This is a genomic window from Catellatospora sp. TT07R-123, from assembly GCF_018327705.1.
Taxonomy (GTDB): domain Bacteria; phylum Actinomycetota; class Actinomycetes; order Mycobacteriales; family Micromonosporaceae; genus Catellatospora.
The window spans coordinates 2064581-2078886 of the sequence record NZ_BNEM01000001.1 but is presented as its reverse complement, the minus strand read 5'-3'; the positions used below and the strand labels follow the sequence as shown (position 1 = coordinate 2078886).

At 72.2% G+C, this 14306-nt stretch carries 14 protein-coding genes; 4 read left to right on the top strand and 10 right to left on the bottom strand.

Going from position 1 to position 14306, the window contains the following annotated elements:
• Positions 1-214: 214 nt before the first annotated feature.
• From Cs7R123_RS08675 to alr, 5 genes are all read right to left on the bottom strand, one after another.
• A complete protein-coding gene (locus tag Cs7R123_RS08675; RefSeq protein ID WP_212824962.1) occupies positions 215-1525 on the bottom strand; it encodes a hemolysin family protein in 1311 nt (436 codons plus the stop codon).
• Positions 1526-1663: 138 nt separating this feature from the next.
• The gene (locus Cs7R123_RS08670) at positions 1664-1939 is read right to left on the bottom strand and encodes a hypothetical protein (protein WP_212824960.1); all 276 of its coding nucleotides are present in this window, start codon (positions 1937-1939) and stop codon (positions 1664-1666) included.
• A gap of 83 nt (positions 1940-2022) precedes the next feature.
• Positions 2023-2676 carry an HAD family hydrolase gene (locus Cs7R123_RS08665; protein WP_212824958.1) on the bottom strand — a complete coding sequence of 218 codons (654 nt, stop codon included), beginning with the start codon at positions 2674-2676 and terminating at the stop codon, positions 2023-2025.
• Positions 2673-3695 carry a D-alanine--D-alanine ligase family protein gene (locus Cs7R123_RS08660; RefSeq protein ID WP_212824956.1) on the bottom strand — a complete coding sequence of 341 codons (1023 nt, stop codon included), beginning with the start codon at positions 3693-3695 and terminating at the stop codon, positions 2673-2675. The genes Cs7R123_RS08665 and Cs7R123_RS08660 overlap by 4 nt, the downstream gene beginning before the upstream one ends.
• A gap of 2 nt (positions 3696-3697) precedes the next feature.
• Entirely contained in the window at positions 3698-4864 is a 1167-nt protein-coding gene (gene alr / locus Cs7R123_RS08655) for an alanine racemase (RefSeq protein WP_244871705.1), read from the bottom strand.
• Between the two features lie 87 nt (positions 4865-4951).
• Between alr and Cs7R123_RS08650 the strand changes: the two genes are divergently transcribed.
• Entirely contained in the window at positions 4952-5608 is a 657-nt protein-coding gene (locus Cs7R123_RS08650) for a response regulator transcription factor (protein WP_212824954.1), read from the top strand.
• Entirely contained in the window at positions 5605-6720 is a 1116-nt protein-coding gene (locus Cs7R123_RS08645; RefSeq protein WP_244871704.1) for a HAMP domain-containing sensor histidine kinase, read from the top strand. Before Cs7R123_RS08650 ends, Cs7R123_RS08645 begins: the two co-directional genes overlap by 4 nt.
• 24 nt (positions 6721-6744) lie before the next feature.
• Here the strand turns inward: Cs7R123_RS08645 and Cs7R123_RS08640 are convergent, their stop codons facing one another.
• The gene (locus Cs7R123_RS08640; RefSeq protein WP_212824952.1) at positions 6745-7473 is read right to left on the bottom strand and encodes an SDR family oxidoreductase; all 729 of its coding nucleotides are present in this window, start codon (positions 7471-7473) and stop codon (positions 6745-6747) included.
• 129 nt (positions 7474-7602) lie between these two features.
• Between Cs7R123_RS08640 and Cs7R123_RS08635 the strand changes: the two genes are divergently transcribed.
• Positions 7603-8289: a hypothetical protein gene (locus Cs7R123_RS08635; protein WP_212824950.1), complete on the top strand. Its 687-nt coding sequence runs from the start codon at positions 7603-7605 to the stop codon at positions 8287-8289.
• Between the two features lie 61 nt (positions 8290-8350).
• Here the strand turns inward: Cs7R123_RS08635 and Cs7R123_RS08630 are convergent, their stop codons facing one another.
• From Cs7R123_RS08630 to Cs7R123_RS08620, 3 genes are all read right to left on the bottom strand, one after another.
• Positions 8351-9664 (bottom strand): PHB depolymerase family esterase, encoded by a 1314-nt coding sequence (locus Cs7R123_RS08630; protein ID WP_212824948.1) that lies wholly within the window; start codon positions 9662-9664, stop codon positions 8351-8353.
• A gap of 1030 nt (positions 9665-10694) precedes the next feature.
• A complete protein-coding gene (gene cydB / locus Cs7R123_RS08625; protein ID WP_212824946.1) occupies positions 10695-11741 on the bottom strand; it encodes a cytochrome d ubiquinol oxidase subunit II in 1047 nt (348 codons plus the stop codon).
• Positions 11742-11753: 12 nt separating this feature from the next.
• Positions 11754-13172: a cytochrome ubiquinol oxidase subunit I gene (locus Cs7R123_RS08620; RefSeq protein ID WP_212824944.1), complete on the bottom strand. Its 1419-nt coding sequence runs from the start codon at positions 13170-13172 to the stop codon at positions 11754-11756.
• Between the two features lie 106 nt (positions 13173-13278).
• On the opposite strand from Cs7R123_RS08620, the gene Cs7R123_RS08615 reads away from it, so the two are divergent.
• Positions 13279-14040, top strand: coding sequence for a 1-acyl-sn-glycerol-3-phosphate acyltransferase (locus Cs7R123_RS08615; RefSeq protein WP_244871703.1), 762 nt, complete (start codon positions 13279-13281; stop codon positions 14038-14040).
• Between the two features lies 1 nt (position 14041).
• On the opposite strand, the gene Cs7R123_RS08610 is transcribed toward Cs7R123_RS08615, so the two are convergent.
• A complete protein-coding gene (locus tag Cs7R123_RS08610) occupies positions 14042-14263 on the bottom strand; it encodes a hypothetical protein (RefSeq protein ID WP_244871702.1) in 222 nt (73 codons plus the stop codon).
• Positions 14264-14306: the final 43 nt, after the last annotated feature.

The following is a 14306-nucleotide window of genomic DNA, read 5'->3' as shown; positions in this document are numbered from 1 at the left end:
CCGGTCACAACCTGCGGTTCTAGGCCGCGGACCGACCGAAAACAGCGATCTTCCCGCCCGGCCCACCCTCAGCCCGGCCCACCCTCAGCCCGGCCCACCCTCAGCCCGGCCCGGCCGCAGCCCGGCCCACCCGCCGCCCCGCCCAGCCGCAGCCCCGCCCGGCCGCAGCCCCGCCCAGCCGCGGAGGGCCGGCCGCGGGGCGGTGTGCGGGGTGTCAGCCTGTGCGGGGGCGGGGTGGGCAGAGGGCGTCGCCGCTGGGGCCGCCGCACGGGCGCAGCCGGACGCCGGTGACCGCGTGGTGGTCCACGCCGGTGACCTCGGCGGTCCACCCGTCCAGGTGCACGATCTCGCCGGGCCGGGTCGGCAGGTGCCCCAGGGCCGCGATCACCAGTCCCGCCACCGTGATGTAGTCCCCGTCCGGTCGTTCCTGCAGGTCCACCCCGATGTCGGGCAGGTCGTGCACCGGGAACGTGCCGGGCAGTTGCAGCGAGCCGTCGTCGCTCTGCTGCACGGCGAGCACGTCGCGGTCGGTCTCGTCGTACAGCTCGCCGACGACCTCCTCCAGCAGGTCCTCCATGGTCACGATGCCCCCGACCGACCCGTGCTCGTCGACGACCAGCGCGAACTGCTGGTGTTCGGTGCGGAAGCGCCGCAGCGCGTCGGCGGCGTGCAGCGAGTCCGGCAGCAGCAGCGCGGGCCGGGCCACCGCCGCGACGGGCCCGCAGTCGGGGCCGATGAGGTCGCGCAGGTGCACCACGCCGACCGTCTCGTCCAGGTCGCGGTGCACCACCGGGGCGCGGGAGTAGCCGGAGTCGGCCAGTTCCTTGCGCGCGGTCTCGACGGCGCAGGCGGCGTCGAGGGTGAACACGGCCCGGCGGGGGATCAGCACCTCGCGCAGGATCCGCTCGGTGATCTCGACGGCGCCGCTGATGATCAGGCGCTGCTCGGCGGTGAAGCCGCGATGGCTGTTGACCAGGTCGCGCACCTCGGCCGGGGTGATCTCGTCGCGATGGGCCTTCGGGTCGCCGCCCATGATCCGTACGCAGAGGTCGGTCGCGGCGCTGAGCACCCACACGAACGGACGCGACACCCGGGCCAGCAGGTCCAGCGGCCGGGCCGCCAGCCGTGCCCACGCCTCGGCGTGCTGCATCGCGATGCGCTTGGGCGCGAGCTCGCCCAGCACCAGGGTCAGGAAGGTCAGCGCGAGGGTCACCACGATGACGGCGACGGGTCTGGCCGCGTCGCCGAGGAAGGCCAGCGACGGGGTGAGCACGTCGGCCAGCGCGACCGCGGCGGTGGCCGAGGCCAGGAAGCCGGCCAGGGTGATGCCGATCTGGATCGTGGCCAGGAACCGGTTCGGGTCGCGGGCCAGGCGGGCGGCGACGGGTCCGGCGCCGTTCTCGCGGTCCAGGCGGCGCAGCTGCCCCTCGCGCAGCGACACCAGTGCCATCTCGCTGCCGGAGAACAGGGCGTTCATCGCGATCAGTACGAGGACCAGCACGATCTGCGGCCAGTGGGAACTCATCGCGGCTCACCCCGAGGGCGCCGCCGATACCGGGGCGCGGGGTACGCGGAAGCCGGGCTCAGGCCCGGCTCGGTACTACACCCGTCCACCCAGACCACGCTAGCAGCAGCGGCGCGGCCGGGCGGGCGGTTGGCGACCCTACCGGCCGCCGCGGGGCTGGTTGCCCTTCTTGAGGCGCATGATGTTGGACTGGCCGGCGGAGACCTGGGTCCGGCTGGCCTTCGTGCGGGCCGCCATGGCGCGCTCGCGCGACTGCTGCCGAGCCTGCTCGCCCGCCCAGCCGTGCTGCTCCTGCGGCCCGTGGTCGTGGTCGACGCCCGGCTGTTCCGTCTCGCCCGTCTCGGCCGTCTCGGTCTGCGCGTCGTGCGGCGGCCACGGCCGAGGGTGCCGCTGGGACTGGTTGTTCTTGGCCATCGTTCCTCCTCCGGCGATCACTTTCACGCTAGAGGCGCCCCCCGGCCGCCGGGCTGGAACGCGGATATAGCCCCCTTCGGGGGTCACCCCGCCGGAGTCAGCAGGTCCGGCAGCTCGGCGAGGCTGTCGACGACCGCGGCCAGGCGCAGCGTGTCGGGGTGTGCCGAGCCGAGGTAGCCCCACGGGCCGCGCCGGATCAGCACCGGCTTCATCCCGGCGGCGCTGGCCGGTCGCACGTCGTTGTCGACCCGGTCGCCGACGTAGCAGATCTGCTCCGGTGCCGACTGCGCCACCTCGGCGACCCTGGCGAAGAACGCCGGGTCCGGCTTCTCCAGCCCCCACTCGGCGGAGGTGTAGATCGCGTCGGCGGGCAGGTCCATCCGCTCCAGCGCCGCCTTGGCCTGCGGCGGCTGGTTGCCCGCCACGATCACGGCCAGGCCGCGGTCGCGCAGCCGGGCGAAGGCGGGCTTCACATCGGGGTACAGGTCGAGCTCGTCGAAGTTCTCGCGCAGGCTGTCGGGCTCCTCGACGGCCCAGGCGGCCATCTCGGCCTCGACGTCGAGCCCGGGGCGCACCATCGCGAACGCGTCGCCGTACGGGCGGTCCAGCGCCGCCATGCCGCCGAGCAGGCCGAGCATCGCGAACCGGGGCACGCCGAGGCGGTCGGCCCAGCGGCTCCAGATGCGGGTCTCGTCGATGAGCGTCTCGCCGACGTCGAACACGACAGCCTTGATCATCGGTACAGGATAGTCGGCGCGGCCAGCGCGGGCGCCGTACGGGCGGTGGCGATCATCACGTCCAGCAGTTCGGCCAGCGGCAGCCCGGCCGCCTGCCACATGCGCGGATACTGCGACGCGGCGGTGAACCCGGGGAACGTGTTGACCTCGTTGACGATCGGCTCCCCGCCCAGCGGGTCGGTGGCCGGGTCGGGCACGAAGAAGTCGACCCGCAGCAGCCCCCGGCAGTCCAGCGCCGCGAACACCTCCAGCGCCCGCCGCTGGAGCAGCGCGGTCGTCGCCGGGTCGATCCGGGCCGGGATGTCGAACACGACCTGCCCGGCGGTGTACTTGGCGTCGTAGTCGAAGAAGCCGTGCCCGTCGGCGATCCGGATCTCCAGCGGCGGCCCGGCCTGCACCGTGCCGTCCGGGTGCTGGAGCACCGCGACGTCGATCTCCCGCCCCGGGCAGGCCCGCTCCACCAGCACCTTGCCGTCGCTGGCACGCGCGGCGGCCAGCGCCGCGGGCAGCTGGTCCCAGTCGTCGACCCGGGACACCCCGATGCTCGACCCGGCGCGGGCGGGCTTGACGAACACGGGCAGGCCCAGCGCCACCCGGTCGATGGGGGCGACGTCGTCGACGCCGGGCCGCAGCACCAGCCCGTCGGCGACCCGCAGCCCGTCGGCGGCCAGCAGCTTCTTGGTGAACTCCTTGTCCATCCCGGCGGCGCTGGCGAACACCCCGTTGCCGACGTACGGCACCCCGACCAGTTCCAGCAGCGACTGGATCGTGCCGTCCTCGCCGTACGGCCCGTGCAGCGCCGGGAACGCCACGTCCACGCCGCGCAGCGCCCGCATGGCGTCGCCGAGCCCGCCCCGGACCCCGTCGACGTGCCACCAGCCGTCCCGGTCGATGCGCAGCTCGACCACGTCGTACGTGGCGCGGTCCAGGTGGGCCAGGATCGCGGCGGCCGACCTGCACGAGACCTCGTGCTCGCCGCTGCGGCCGCCGTAGATGACGGCCAGCCGGATGGTGCTCATGGTCAGGGCCTCCCCGTGAGTTGTGCCGAACGCTCGTGGCTGTGCTCGCCGTGCTCGTGGCCGCGGTGCCGGCGGGCGATGCGGGCGCCCAGGCCGGTGAGGATCTCGTGCGGGTTGGTGCCCGCCCATCCGGCCCACTCGATGACGGTGGGTTCGCCCAGCTCACCGGGGCCGAACACGGTCACCGGGTCGCCCGGCGCCACGGGCAGGTCCCCGGCGTCGACGACGCACTGGTCCATGCAGATGCGCCCGACGATGCGGCAGCGGCGCCCGCTTATCAGCACCTCGGCCCGGCCCGCGGTCACCCGGGGCAGCCCGTCGCCGAACCCCAGCGGCAGCAGCACCAGCGTGGTCGCCCGCGCGGTCTTGTGCGCGTGGTGGTACGACACCCCGGTCCCGGCCGCCACCCGGCGCACCGTCGCGACCTCGGTGCGCAGGGTCAGCGCGGGGCGCAGATCGTGCTCGCGGCCGGGCACCGGCTCGACGCCGTACAGGGCCAGGCCGGTGCGGACCAGGTCGTAGTGGGTGCTGGGGGAGCTGAACACGGCCGCGGAGTTGGCCAGGTGGCGCAGTGGCGGCCGCAGCCCGGCGGACATCGCCCGGATCAGCGCCGACGCGAACGCGTCCTGCTGGGCGGTGGTGCCGGGGCTGCCGGGGCGGTCGGCCTCGTACAGGTGGGACCAGACGCCGTGCACCCGGATCAGACCGGCCCGTTCCAGCGCCGCCGCGCGGGTGACCAGCTGCGGCCACTCCGCGGGCGCGGCGCCGTTGCGGGCCATCCCCGTGTCGATCTTCAGGTGCACCTGGGCCGGCCGCCCGAGGTGGTGCGCGGCGGCCGCGACCGCGTCGAGGTGCGGCAGTGACGGCACGGACACGTCCACGTCCTGCGCGATCAGCTCGGCGAAGTCCGTACGTGGCGAGTGCAGCCAGGTCAGCACGGGTGCCCGTACCCCCGCCGCGCGCAGCGCCAGCGCCTCGGCCGCGGTCGCCACGCCCAGCCAGGTCGCCCCTGCGGCCAGCGCCGCCCGAGCCACCGGCAGCATCCCGTGGCCGAACGCGTCGGCCTTCACCACGGCCATCACCGCGGCCGAGGTGTGCGCCGCGATCACGCCGACGTTGTGCGCCACCGCGGCGAGGTCCACCTCCGCCTGAGCCAGATCGTGTGTCACGGCCGGAAGTCCACCGCACCGGCTGTGAGACGACCGAGAGCGAATTCACTAACGCCCTGCTAACACCGCATGGGCATACTTGCTCGCGTGCGGGTGCTGGTGGTGGAGGACGAGGAGCTGATGGCCGAGGCCGTGGCCGAGGGGCTGCGGCAGGAGGCGTTCGCCGTCGACGTCGCCCACGACGGGGCGGCGGCGCTGGAGAAGCTGGCCGTCAACGACTACGACGTGATGGTGCTGGACCGGGACCTCCCCCGGGTGCACGGCGACGAGGTCTGCCGCCAGGTCGTGGCCTCCGGCTCGGGGGTACGGGTGCTGATGCTCACCGTCTCGGTGACCGTCGCCGACCGGGTCGCCGGGCTGTCCCTGGGCGCCGACGACTACCTGCCCAAGCCGTTCGCCTTCGCCGAGCTGATCGCGCGCGTGCGGGCACTGGGCCGCCGGGCCCGCCCGGCCGTGCCGCCGGTGCTGGAGCGCGCCGGGCTGCGCCTGGACCCGCACCACCGCGAGACCTACCGCGACGGCCGCTACGTCAACCTGTCCCGCAAGGAGTTCGCGGTGCTGGAGGAGCTGCTGCGCGCCGAGGGCGCGATCGTCTCCGCCGAGACCCTGCTGGAGAAGGTCTGGGACGAGAACATGGACCCGTTCACCACCATCGTCCGGGTCACCATCAGCGGGCTGCGCCGCAAGCTGGGCGACCCGCAGCTGATCGAGACGGTCACCGCCGTCGGATACCGGATCAAGTGACCGGCCGCGGCAGCCTGCGGGTCCGGCTGACCCTCGTCTTCGGGCTGATGTTCCTGCTCGCGGGCAGCGCCGTGCTGGCCGGCGCGCTGATCCTGGTCCGCAACAGCATGGACTACAGCCTCAGCATCGCCTTCTCCGGCAAGTACGCGGGCTCTCCGTACGAGGACCAGGCCTCGCTGCTCGCCTCCAAGCAGGCGATCATGGACTCGATGCAGCGCAACCTGATGGTCAAGGGCGGGCTGACGGTGCTGGCGGTGTGGGTGCTCACCACCGCCGCGGGCTGGTTCATCGCCGGGTCGCTGCTCAAACCGCTCAACATGATCACCGCGACCGCGCACCGGATCGCCGGGCGCACCCTGCACCGGCGCATCGACCTCGACGCCCCGCCCAGCGAGGTCAAGAGCCTGGCCGACTCGTTCGACAGCATGCTGGACCGCCTGGACGAGGCATTCGCCGGGCAGGGCCGGTTCATCGCCAACGCCGCGCACGAGCTCAAGACCCCGCTCGCGCTCAACCGCACCCTGGTCGAGGTCGCCATGGCGCGGCCGGAGAGCCCGCCGCAGGTGCAGCAGCTCGGCGAGAACCTGCTCGCGGTCAACCTGCGCCACGAGCGCCTGATCGACTCGCTGCTGACCCTGGCCCGCGCCGAGGACGCCGTCACCGAGCGGCGCGGCGTCGACCTGGCGGAGCTGGCCGCCGTCGCGGTCGAGGCCACCGCCGCCCGCGCGGCCGAGCTGCGGCTCCAGGTCAGCTCGCAGCTGTCGGCCGCACCCGTGGTCGGCGACCCGATCCTCCTTGAGCAGCTGATCCGCAACCTGGTCGACAACGCGGTGCGCTACAACGTGGCCGACGGGGCGGTGTGGGTGCACACCCAGGCCAAGCCGCACCACGCCGAGATCGTGGTGGCCAACACGGGCGCGGTGATCTCGTCGTACGAGATCCCGGCCCTGTTCGAGCCGTTCCGCCGCCTCACCGACCGCACCGGCTCGGCCCGCGGCAGCGGCCTCGGCCTGTCCATCGTCCGCGCGGTCGCCCAGGCCCACCGCGGCGACGCCGTCGCCACCCCCCGCCCCGGCGGCGGCCTCTCCATCCGCGTGATCCTCCCTCGCTGACCCCACCCGGCGACGCGGGGTGGGTCAGCGGCCGCCGGAGACCTTGAGGGTGGCGCCGGTGACGTAGGACGCCTCGTCGGTCAGGAGCCAGGCGATCGCCGCCGCGACCTCGTCGGGCCGGCCGGCGCGGCCCAGTGGGGCGGCGGGGCCGACCCGGTCGGCGCGGCGAGCTTCGCCACTGCCCGCGTGGAACTCCGTGTCGATCACGCCCGGCGATACCGTGTTCACCCTGATCCCGGCCGGGCCCAGTTCCTTGGACAGGCCGACGGTCAGGGTCTCGACGGCGGCCTTGGCGGCGGCGTAGTGGACGTACTCGCCGGGGCTGCCGAGGGTCGCGGCGACGCTGGAGACGTTGACGATCGCGCCGCCGGGGCGCATCCGGCGGGCCGCCTGCTGCGCGCACAGGATGTAGCCGATCACGTTGACGTCGACCACTCGCCGCAGGTCCGCTTCGGACAGTTCGGTGAACGGGCCGATGGTGCTGGCGACGCCGGCGTTGTTCACCAGACCGGTGGGTGTGCCGAGTTCGGCCTCCACCCGGTCGAACATCTCCCGCACCTGCGTACCATCGGCGATGTCGGCGCGCACCGCGAGCGCGCGCCGCCCGGTCGCCGCGACGGCGGCGGCCACCCGGGCGGCGGCCTGCTCGTCGTGCTGGTAGCCCACCGCCACGTCGTGACCGGCGGCGGCGAGGCGCAGGCAGGTCGCGGCGCCGATGCCGCGTCCGCCTCCGGTGACAAGAGTGATCGCCATGGCGCCATTACAGCAGCCAGGTGCGCCTGGCGGCAGGGTGTCGGTGCGCACGTTGTCGGTCGGCTCTGGTAGAACGTGCGTATCAAACATGTGTTCGGTGAGGCGTAGGCAGAGGTGTGGAGCGCGGCTATGGCGGGATTGTCGACTCAGGAATTGACTCAGATCGAGGAGACACTGGCCGCCGGCAAGCGTCCCCGGGTCATGTTCACCGAGGCCGCGGGTCAGATCGCGGGTCAGCTCGGGCAGGTGGTGCAGCTGGATGACCCGGCTGTCCACGATGAGTGGATCATGGTGAAGTTCGGCAGCGACGTGCTGCCCTTCGCCCCGAGCGATCTGACCATCCCGCCCAAGGGCGCGACCGGGAAGAAGCCCGCACCCGAGCCGGTGGTCGAGGAGCCTGCCGCGCCCGAGCCGGAGTTCATGGTCATCCGTCAGAAGCCCGTACGTCAGGAGCGTCCCGTGTCCCAGAGTCCCGAGGTGTCCGAAGCAGAGGCCACCGCAGCCGCCCCCGCCCCGCGCCGTGCCGCGGCCGGCAAGGCTCCGAAGGTCAAGCCGCCGGCCGGGCTCACCGTCACCCTCGCCTACACCGAGGGGGAGTGGACGGTCGGGGCGGTGCAGGGCACCAAGCCGCTGGCCAAGCCGTACATCATCAAGGCGCAGGAGGCGCTGAAGATGGTGTCGCTGCTGGACGTGCCCGGGGTGCAGGAGGCCGTGGAGCAGATCCTGGCCAGTGAGCGGGCCGAGGCGCAGGCGCACGCCGAGAAGCTGCGCGCCGAGCTGGCCGAGCTCGAGCAGAAGCTCGCCGAGCTGGGCTGATTCGGGGCGAATCCGGCCCGGACACCGTACGGTGTCCGGGCCGGACCTGTTCAGGTGCCGGTCAGAGCGCGGTGCAGCTGACCGTGGCCGTGGGCGAGGTGCTGTTGGCCTGGTAGCCGAAGTCGGTGAAGGCACCGGCCCCGAGCTGCCCGTTGTATGCCATGTTCGTCACCTGGACCGTGCCGGACGTGCCCGCGAACACGCCGTTCCAGGAGTTGACCACCGAGGCGCCCGAGGGCAGGGTCAGCGTCACCCGCCAGCCCCTGATCCCGCCGCTGCCCGCGGTCACCCGCACGTTGCCGACGTAGCCGGTCTGCCACACGCTGGTGGCGCTGAACACGGCGGTGCAGCCGCCCGGGTTCGGGTTCCCGCTCGGCGACGGGCTCGGCGAGGCGGAGGGCGACGCCGACGGGCTCGGCGAGGCCGACCGCGACGGCGATGCCGACGGCGACGGGCTGGACGTGGTGTTCAGCCCGAAGAAGGCGACCGCCGCGGCCGCGTTGACCGGCAGGTTGTGGGACGTGTTCGCCAGGCTGTACGCCTCGACCAGCACCTGGCCGGAGCTGTTGGCGTACCGGGTGCGGGTCTGGCCCGACGCCGGAGTGTCAGTGGACGTGGGCGTCTGGCTCAGGCCGTTGACGTTGGTCCACTGCTTGATCTCCTCGCCGAAGTTGTTGTAGTTCAGCGTCTCGTCGTTGACGCCGTGCCACAGCTGCATGCGCGGCCGCGCCCCGGTGTACCCCGGGTAGGCGTTGCGGACCAGGTCGCCCCACTGCTGCGCGGTCTTGATCAGCTGACCCTGGGAGCAGGTGCTGTTCCACTTGGTCGGTCCGGCGAAGCAGCCGAACGGCACGCCCGCGAACGCCGAGCCGGCCTTGAACACGTCCGGGTACGCGCCCAGCAGCACGTTCGTCATCATCGCGCCCGAGGAGACGCCGGTGGCGTAGGTGCGGTTCGGGTCCGAGCCGTAGTTCTGCTGGACGTACTTGACCATCGACACGATGCTCAGCGAGTCGCCGCCGCCGTTGTGGGTGAGCGTGGCCGTGGAGGCGACGTCGAAGCAGGCGTCGCTGGCGGTCACCGACGGGTAGATCACGATGAAGCCGTACTGGTCGGCGAGCTGGGCGAACTGGCTGCCGCTGTAGAACGCGGGGCCGTTGCCGGTGCAGTAGTGGTTGGCCACCAGCAGGCCGGGGCGGGCGGCGACGTTGTTCGGGACGTACAGGTACATCCGCAGGTTGCCGGGGTTGGTGCCGAAGTTGGTGATCTCGGTGAGGGTGGCCGCCTGGGCCGGGGTCGCGATGCTGAGGATGGCCGCGGCGACCACGGGGACGACCGCCAGCCACAGCGCGTGCATGGCTCTGCGAAGTTTCATGGGGCTCTCGCTCCTTGGCGAATGACAGCACGGGGCTCTGCCGTCACCCGGTGCCAGCCCCACGGGGTGTGCCCTCGGCAGTTCGAATCGCACCCGCGTCCCGGCGCGGGCGGCATGACTCCCGCCCGGCAGTCTAGGAGCGCTCCCACGGCCGCAGTGTGCCCGCGCGCCGAGCGGCACCCATCAATCGCCCAACGGCACCCGTGCGCGCCCGGCGGCCGACCCGACCGCACGTTCCAACCAACCGCGCCGCAACCGTCAAGATCGACTACAACTTCAGGGAAAGTGCACGAATGCGCGTCAAGATTCCCGCACCTTCCCCGAAACTGCACTCCGTCCCAGCCCCCTGGCCGGACCACCCCGGCCCAGCCACCCCGACCCAGCTTGGCTGGCCCAGCCATCCCGGCCCGGCTTGGCCGGCCCAGCCATCCCGGCCCGGCTTGGCCGGCCGGCCACCGAAGCCGAGCCATCCCGGTCCGGCCAGCCGAGCCATCCCGGTCGGGCCAGCCGAGCCAGCGCGGCGCGGGCGTGGGGTGGGGCGGGCGCAGCGAGGCGGTAATGCGACCGCAGGTGGCGATCATCGAGGAGATGTGCCCGATGATCGTCCTTTGCGGTCCGAACCTGGATTCCTGGCTGAGGGTTCGACCGCAATAAGCGATCATCGCCGGTTCTGGCAGCACCGGACCCGCTCGGCAGCGCCGGAGGGGGTCAGGTAACGCCGCGGGTGGGCTGCCCCACGGCGGCGCAGTTTCAAGATCAGCCAAGTTGCCCGGCAATCGTGGGAAAGAAGCCCCAAGATTCGCCCGATTGCCCGGCAACTTTGCTGATCTTGGCCAGCCCCGGCCAGCCCCTGCCTCGCCCCCGGCCAGCCCCCGCCCCGCCCCGCCCCGCCCTGGCCCGGCCTGGCCTGGCCCGGCCAGGCCGGGCCCGGTTCGATTTGGCCTTGTTCGGTTTGGTTTGGTTCGCGGTGTCTGTTTGTGCGGTCGGGTGGGTCTAGTGGGCGGGGTGGGGGCGGGGTGGGGGCGGTGGGTTACGGGGTTGGGTGGGTGGGGGTGGGGGCCGGGATGTGGTGGGTGCCGATGCGCTTGCGGAAGACCCAGTAGGTCCAGCCCTGGTAGAGGAGCACGATCGGGGTGAAGACCAGCGCCACCCAGGTCATGATCTTCAGCGTGTACGGCGTCGACGACGCGTTGCCCACGGTCAGGCTGTTGGTCGCGGTGTCGACGGTCGACGGCAGCACGTACGGGTAGAGGCTGGCGAACAGCGCCGCCACCGCGAACGCGATCGCCGCCGCGGTGCCGGTGAACGCCCACCCCTCGCGCCGCCCCTCGGGATCGGTACGCGACGGCAGCCGGTTGGCGATCAGCCCGCCGACCAGGCACAGCGCGGCCAGTACGGCGAAGGTGACCGACAGCGGCGTGGCGTGCCGGGCCAGCGTCCAGACCAGGAACACCACGGCCACGACGGCGGTGGCGATGCCGACCCGCTGGGCCAGGGCGTTGGCGCGCTGCCGGATGTCCCCGACGGTCTTGAGCGCGATGAAGATCGCCCCGTGGGTGACGAACAGCAGCAGCGTGGTCAGCCCGCCCAGCAGCGCGTACGGGTTGAGCAGCGTGAACAGGTTGCCGGTGTACTGGTGGTCGGCGTCCAGCGGCACGCCGCGCACGATGTTGGCGAATGCGACGCCCCACAGGAACGCGGGCACCACCGAGCCGAACACGATGCACCAGTCGAGGCGGCGCTTCCATACCGCGTCGTCGCGCTTGCCGCGGTATTCGAACGCCACCCCGCGCAGGATCAGCGCCAGCAGGATCAGCAGCAGCGGCAGGTAGAAGCCGGAGAACAGGGTGGCGTACCACTCGGGGAACGCGGCGAACATGGCGCCGCCGGCGGTGAGGACCCAGACCTCGTTGCCGTCCCAGACCGGTCCGATGGTGTTGATGAGCACGCGGCGCTCGCGGTCGTCGCGGCCGAGCACGGGCAGCAGCATGCCGACGCCGAAGTCGAAGCCCTCCAGGACGAAGTACCCGGTGAACAGGACCGCGATGAGCAGGAACCACAGGGTGTTCAGATGCATGGCGGCGCGCTCCTAGTACGCGAAGGCGAGCGGGCGGTCCTCGTCGGACTCGGCCGGCGGGGGCGGGGACACGTCGGGCACGCCTGCCTTGGCGTACTTGAGCAGCAGGCCTACCTCGACCACGGCCAGCGCCCCGTACAGCAGCGTGAAGACGGTCATCGAGGTGATCACGTCACCGGCGCTGACCGACGGGGAGGCGGCGACGGCGGTCTTCATCTGGCCGAACACGATCCAGGGCTGGCGGCCCATCTCGGTGAAGATCCACCCGGTGGAGTTGGCGAGGAGGGGGAGCAGCGGCAGCGCGACGGTTCCGGCGAGCAGCAGCTTTCCGCCGCGTGTGGTCGCGTCGGGTGCTCGGCCCTTGCGGGTGGCCCACAGGATCCAGAGCGCGATCAGGGCGGCCAGGGCGCCGAAGCCGATCATGAGGCGGAAGGTCCAGTAGGTGACCGGGATGTTGGGCGTGTAGTCGCCGGGGCCGTACTTCAGCTCGTACGCGGCCTGGAGGTCGTTGATGCCCTGGACCTTGCCGTCGAAGGTGCCGGTGGCCAGGAACGAGAGCAGGTCGGGCAGTTCGAGCGCGTACACGGGGCGGCTGCCGTCCAGGGTGCCGATGGTGAACAGCGAGAACGGCGCGGGCTGCTCGGTGGTGTAGAGCGCCTCGGCGGCGGCCATCTTCATCGGCTGCACCTCGGTCATGATCTTGCCCTGGACGTCGCCGGTGACGGCCAGCGCGGCCATCGCGACCAGCGTGGTCCAGGCGCCGACCTTGGCGGCGCTGCGGTAGGCGGCGGTGTCGTGGCCGGGCCGCCGGAGCAGGTGCCACACCGCGACCGCGGCGACCAGGCCGCCCGCGGTGAGGAAGGCCCCGGCGATGGTGTGCGGGATGGTGATCAGCGCGACCTTGTTGGTCAGCACGGCGCCGAAGTCCGTCAGCTCGGCCCGACCCCGCTCGGCGTTGATTCTGAAGCCGACCGGGTTCTGCATCCACGAGTTCGCGGCCAGGATGAACGCCGCGCTCAGCACGGTGCCCCAGGCCACGATCCAGATGCAGGCCAGATGGATCTTCTTGGGCAGCTTCTCCCACCCGAAGATCCACAGCCCCAGGAAGGTCGACTCCAGGAAGAACGCCAGCAGCGCCTCCATCGCCAGCGGCGCACCGAAGATGTCGCCGACGAAGCGGGAGTACTCGCTCCAGTTCATGCCGAACTGGAACTCCTGCACGATGCCCGTGACCAGGCCCATCGCGAAATTGATCAGGAACAGCTTGCCGTAGAACTTGGTCAGCTTGAGCCACTTCTCGTTGCCCGTACGCACCCAGGCGGTCTGGAAACCCGCCACCAGGAACGCCATGCCGATGGTGATCGGGACGAAGAGAAAGTGGTAAACGGTGGTGATCCCGAACTGCCACCGCGCCAGGTCTGTCGCGTCCATGCGCGCAACTCCCGCCTTGCGTCTTTTGATCCTCTTCCGGTCAGGCTACGCATCTGACCTGCTCGTGGTATGGGACTTAGGTCACCTCGTGGCAGGATGTGAGTCCGTGACACCCCCCACGCCCTGGTCACCGCCGCCGCTGCTGCGCTTCGCGCTGCTGCTCGCGACGGGTGTGAGCCGCCTGCTCACCCGCCTGGAGGTGACCGGCGACCTGCCCCGTGAAGCTCGCCACAGCGCCCTGGTCCTGGCCTGCAACCACATCAGCCCGTTCGACCCGGTCGCCATGGCGGCGGCCTTCCGCAGGCTGGGGATCCACCCCCGGGTCATGGCCAACGCGGGGCTGTTCAAGCACCCGGTGATCGGGCCGCTGATGCGCTGGCAGGGCCACATCCGGGCCGACCGGGGCGAGGCCACGGCGGCCAACGCCGTCTCCGACAGCGTGGTCGCGCTGACCGAGGGCGCCATGGTGATGCTGTACCCGGAGGGCCGCATCGGCCTGGACCCGGACCTGTGGCCCGAGCGCGCCCGCACCGGCGTCGGCCGCCTCGTGCTGGCGACCAAGGTGCCGGTGATCCCGCTGGCGATCTGGGGCTCGCACGAGGTCCTGCCCTACGACGCGCCCACCGGCATGTGGCCGATGATCTGGCGCGACCTGCGCCGCCGCCCGGTGGTCCGGGTGCACATCGGCACCCCCGTGGACCTGTCGGACCTCGACCCCGGCCGGGTGGGCGCGGCGCAGCGCATCGCCGACCGCATCGTCGACGCGATCGCCGCCGAGCTCGCCCCGCTGCGCGCCGACGAGCCCGACCGCCCCCGCTTCACCGACCCGACCAGGCCGGTCGACACCCGCCGCGTACGCCGCCGCTGAGTCACTCGCCGCGGCGGGCGCGGTATGCCGCGACCAGCTCGCGGGTCGTGCCGATGCCCAACCCCTGGCGCAGGTCGGCGATGCGCCGGTTGGCGGTGCGCAGCGACAGGTACTCCGCCGACGCGGCCGCCGCTATCGTCGCCCCCTCGGCGAGCCGATCGAGCAGTGCGCGCTGTACGGGCGAGAGCTGACGGAACCAGTCCGCAGGGTCGTCATCAGCCACCGTGCACCCCTTCCCGATGTTGCACCCGACATGGATCGACTTG

What these genes read in the sequence shown, in the direction of transcription:
- Cs7R123_RS08620 (WP_212824944.1), bottom strand. Translation starts at nt 13,172, where the DNA reads ATGGACGCGACAGACCTGGCGCGGTGGCAGTTCGGGATCACCACCGTT.
- cydB (WP_212824946.1), bottom strand. Translation starts at nt 11,741, where the DNA reads ATGCATCTGAACACCCTGTGGTTCCTGCTCATCGCGGTCCTGTTCACC.
- Cs7R123_RS08660 (WP_212824956.1), bottom strand. Translation starts at nt 3,695, where the DNA reads ATGAGCACCATCCGGCTGGCCGTCATCTACGGCGGCCGCAGCGGCGAG.
- Cs7R123_RS08665 (WP_212824958.1), bottom strand. Translation starts at nt 2,676, where the DNA reads ATGATCAAGGCTGTCGTGTTCGACGTCGGCGAGACGCTCATCGACGAG.
- Cs7R123_RS08675 (WP_212824962.1), bottom strand. Translation starts at nt 1,525, where the DNA reads ATGAGTTCCCACTGGCCGCAGATCGTGCTGGTCCTCGTACTGATCGCG.
- Cs7R123_RS08630 (WP_212824948.1), bottom strand. Translation starts at nt 9,664, where the DNA reads ATGAAACTTCGCAGAGCCATGCACGCGCTGTGGCTGGCGGTCGTCCCC.
- Cs7R123_RS08640 (WP_212824952.1), bottom strand. Translation starts at nt 7,473, where the DNA reads ATGGCGATCACTCTTGTCACCGGAGGCGGACGCGGCATCGGCGCCGCG.
- Cs7R123_RS08635 (WP_212824950.1), top strand. Translation starts at nt 7,603, where the DNA reads ATGGCGGGATTGTCGACTCAGGAATTGACTCAGATCGAGGAGACACTG.
- Cs7R123_RS08670 (WP_212824960.1), bottom strand. Translation starts at nt 1,939, where the DNA reads ATGGCCAAGAACAACCAGTCCCAGCGGCACCCTCGGCCGTGGCCGCCG.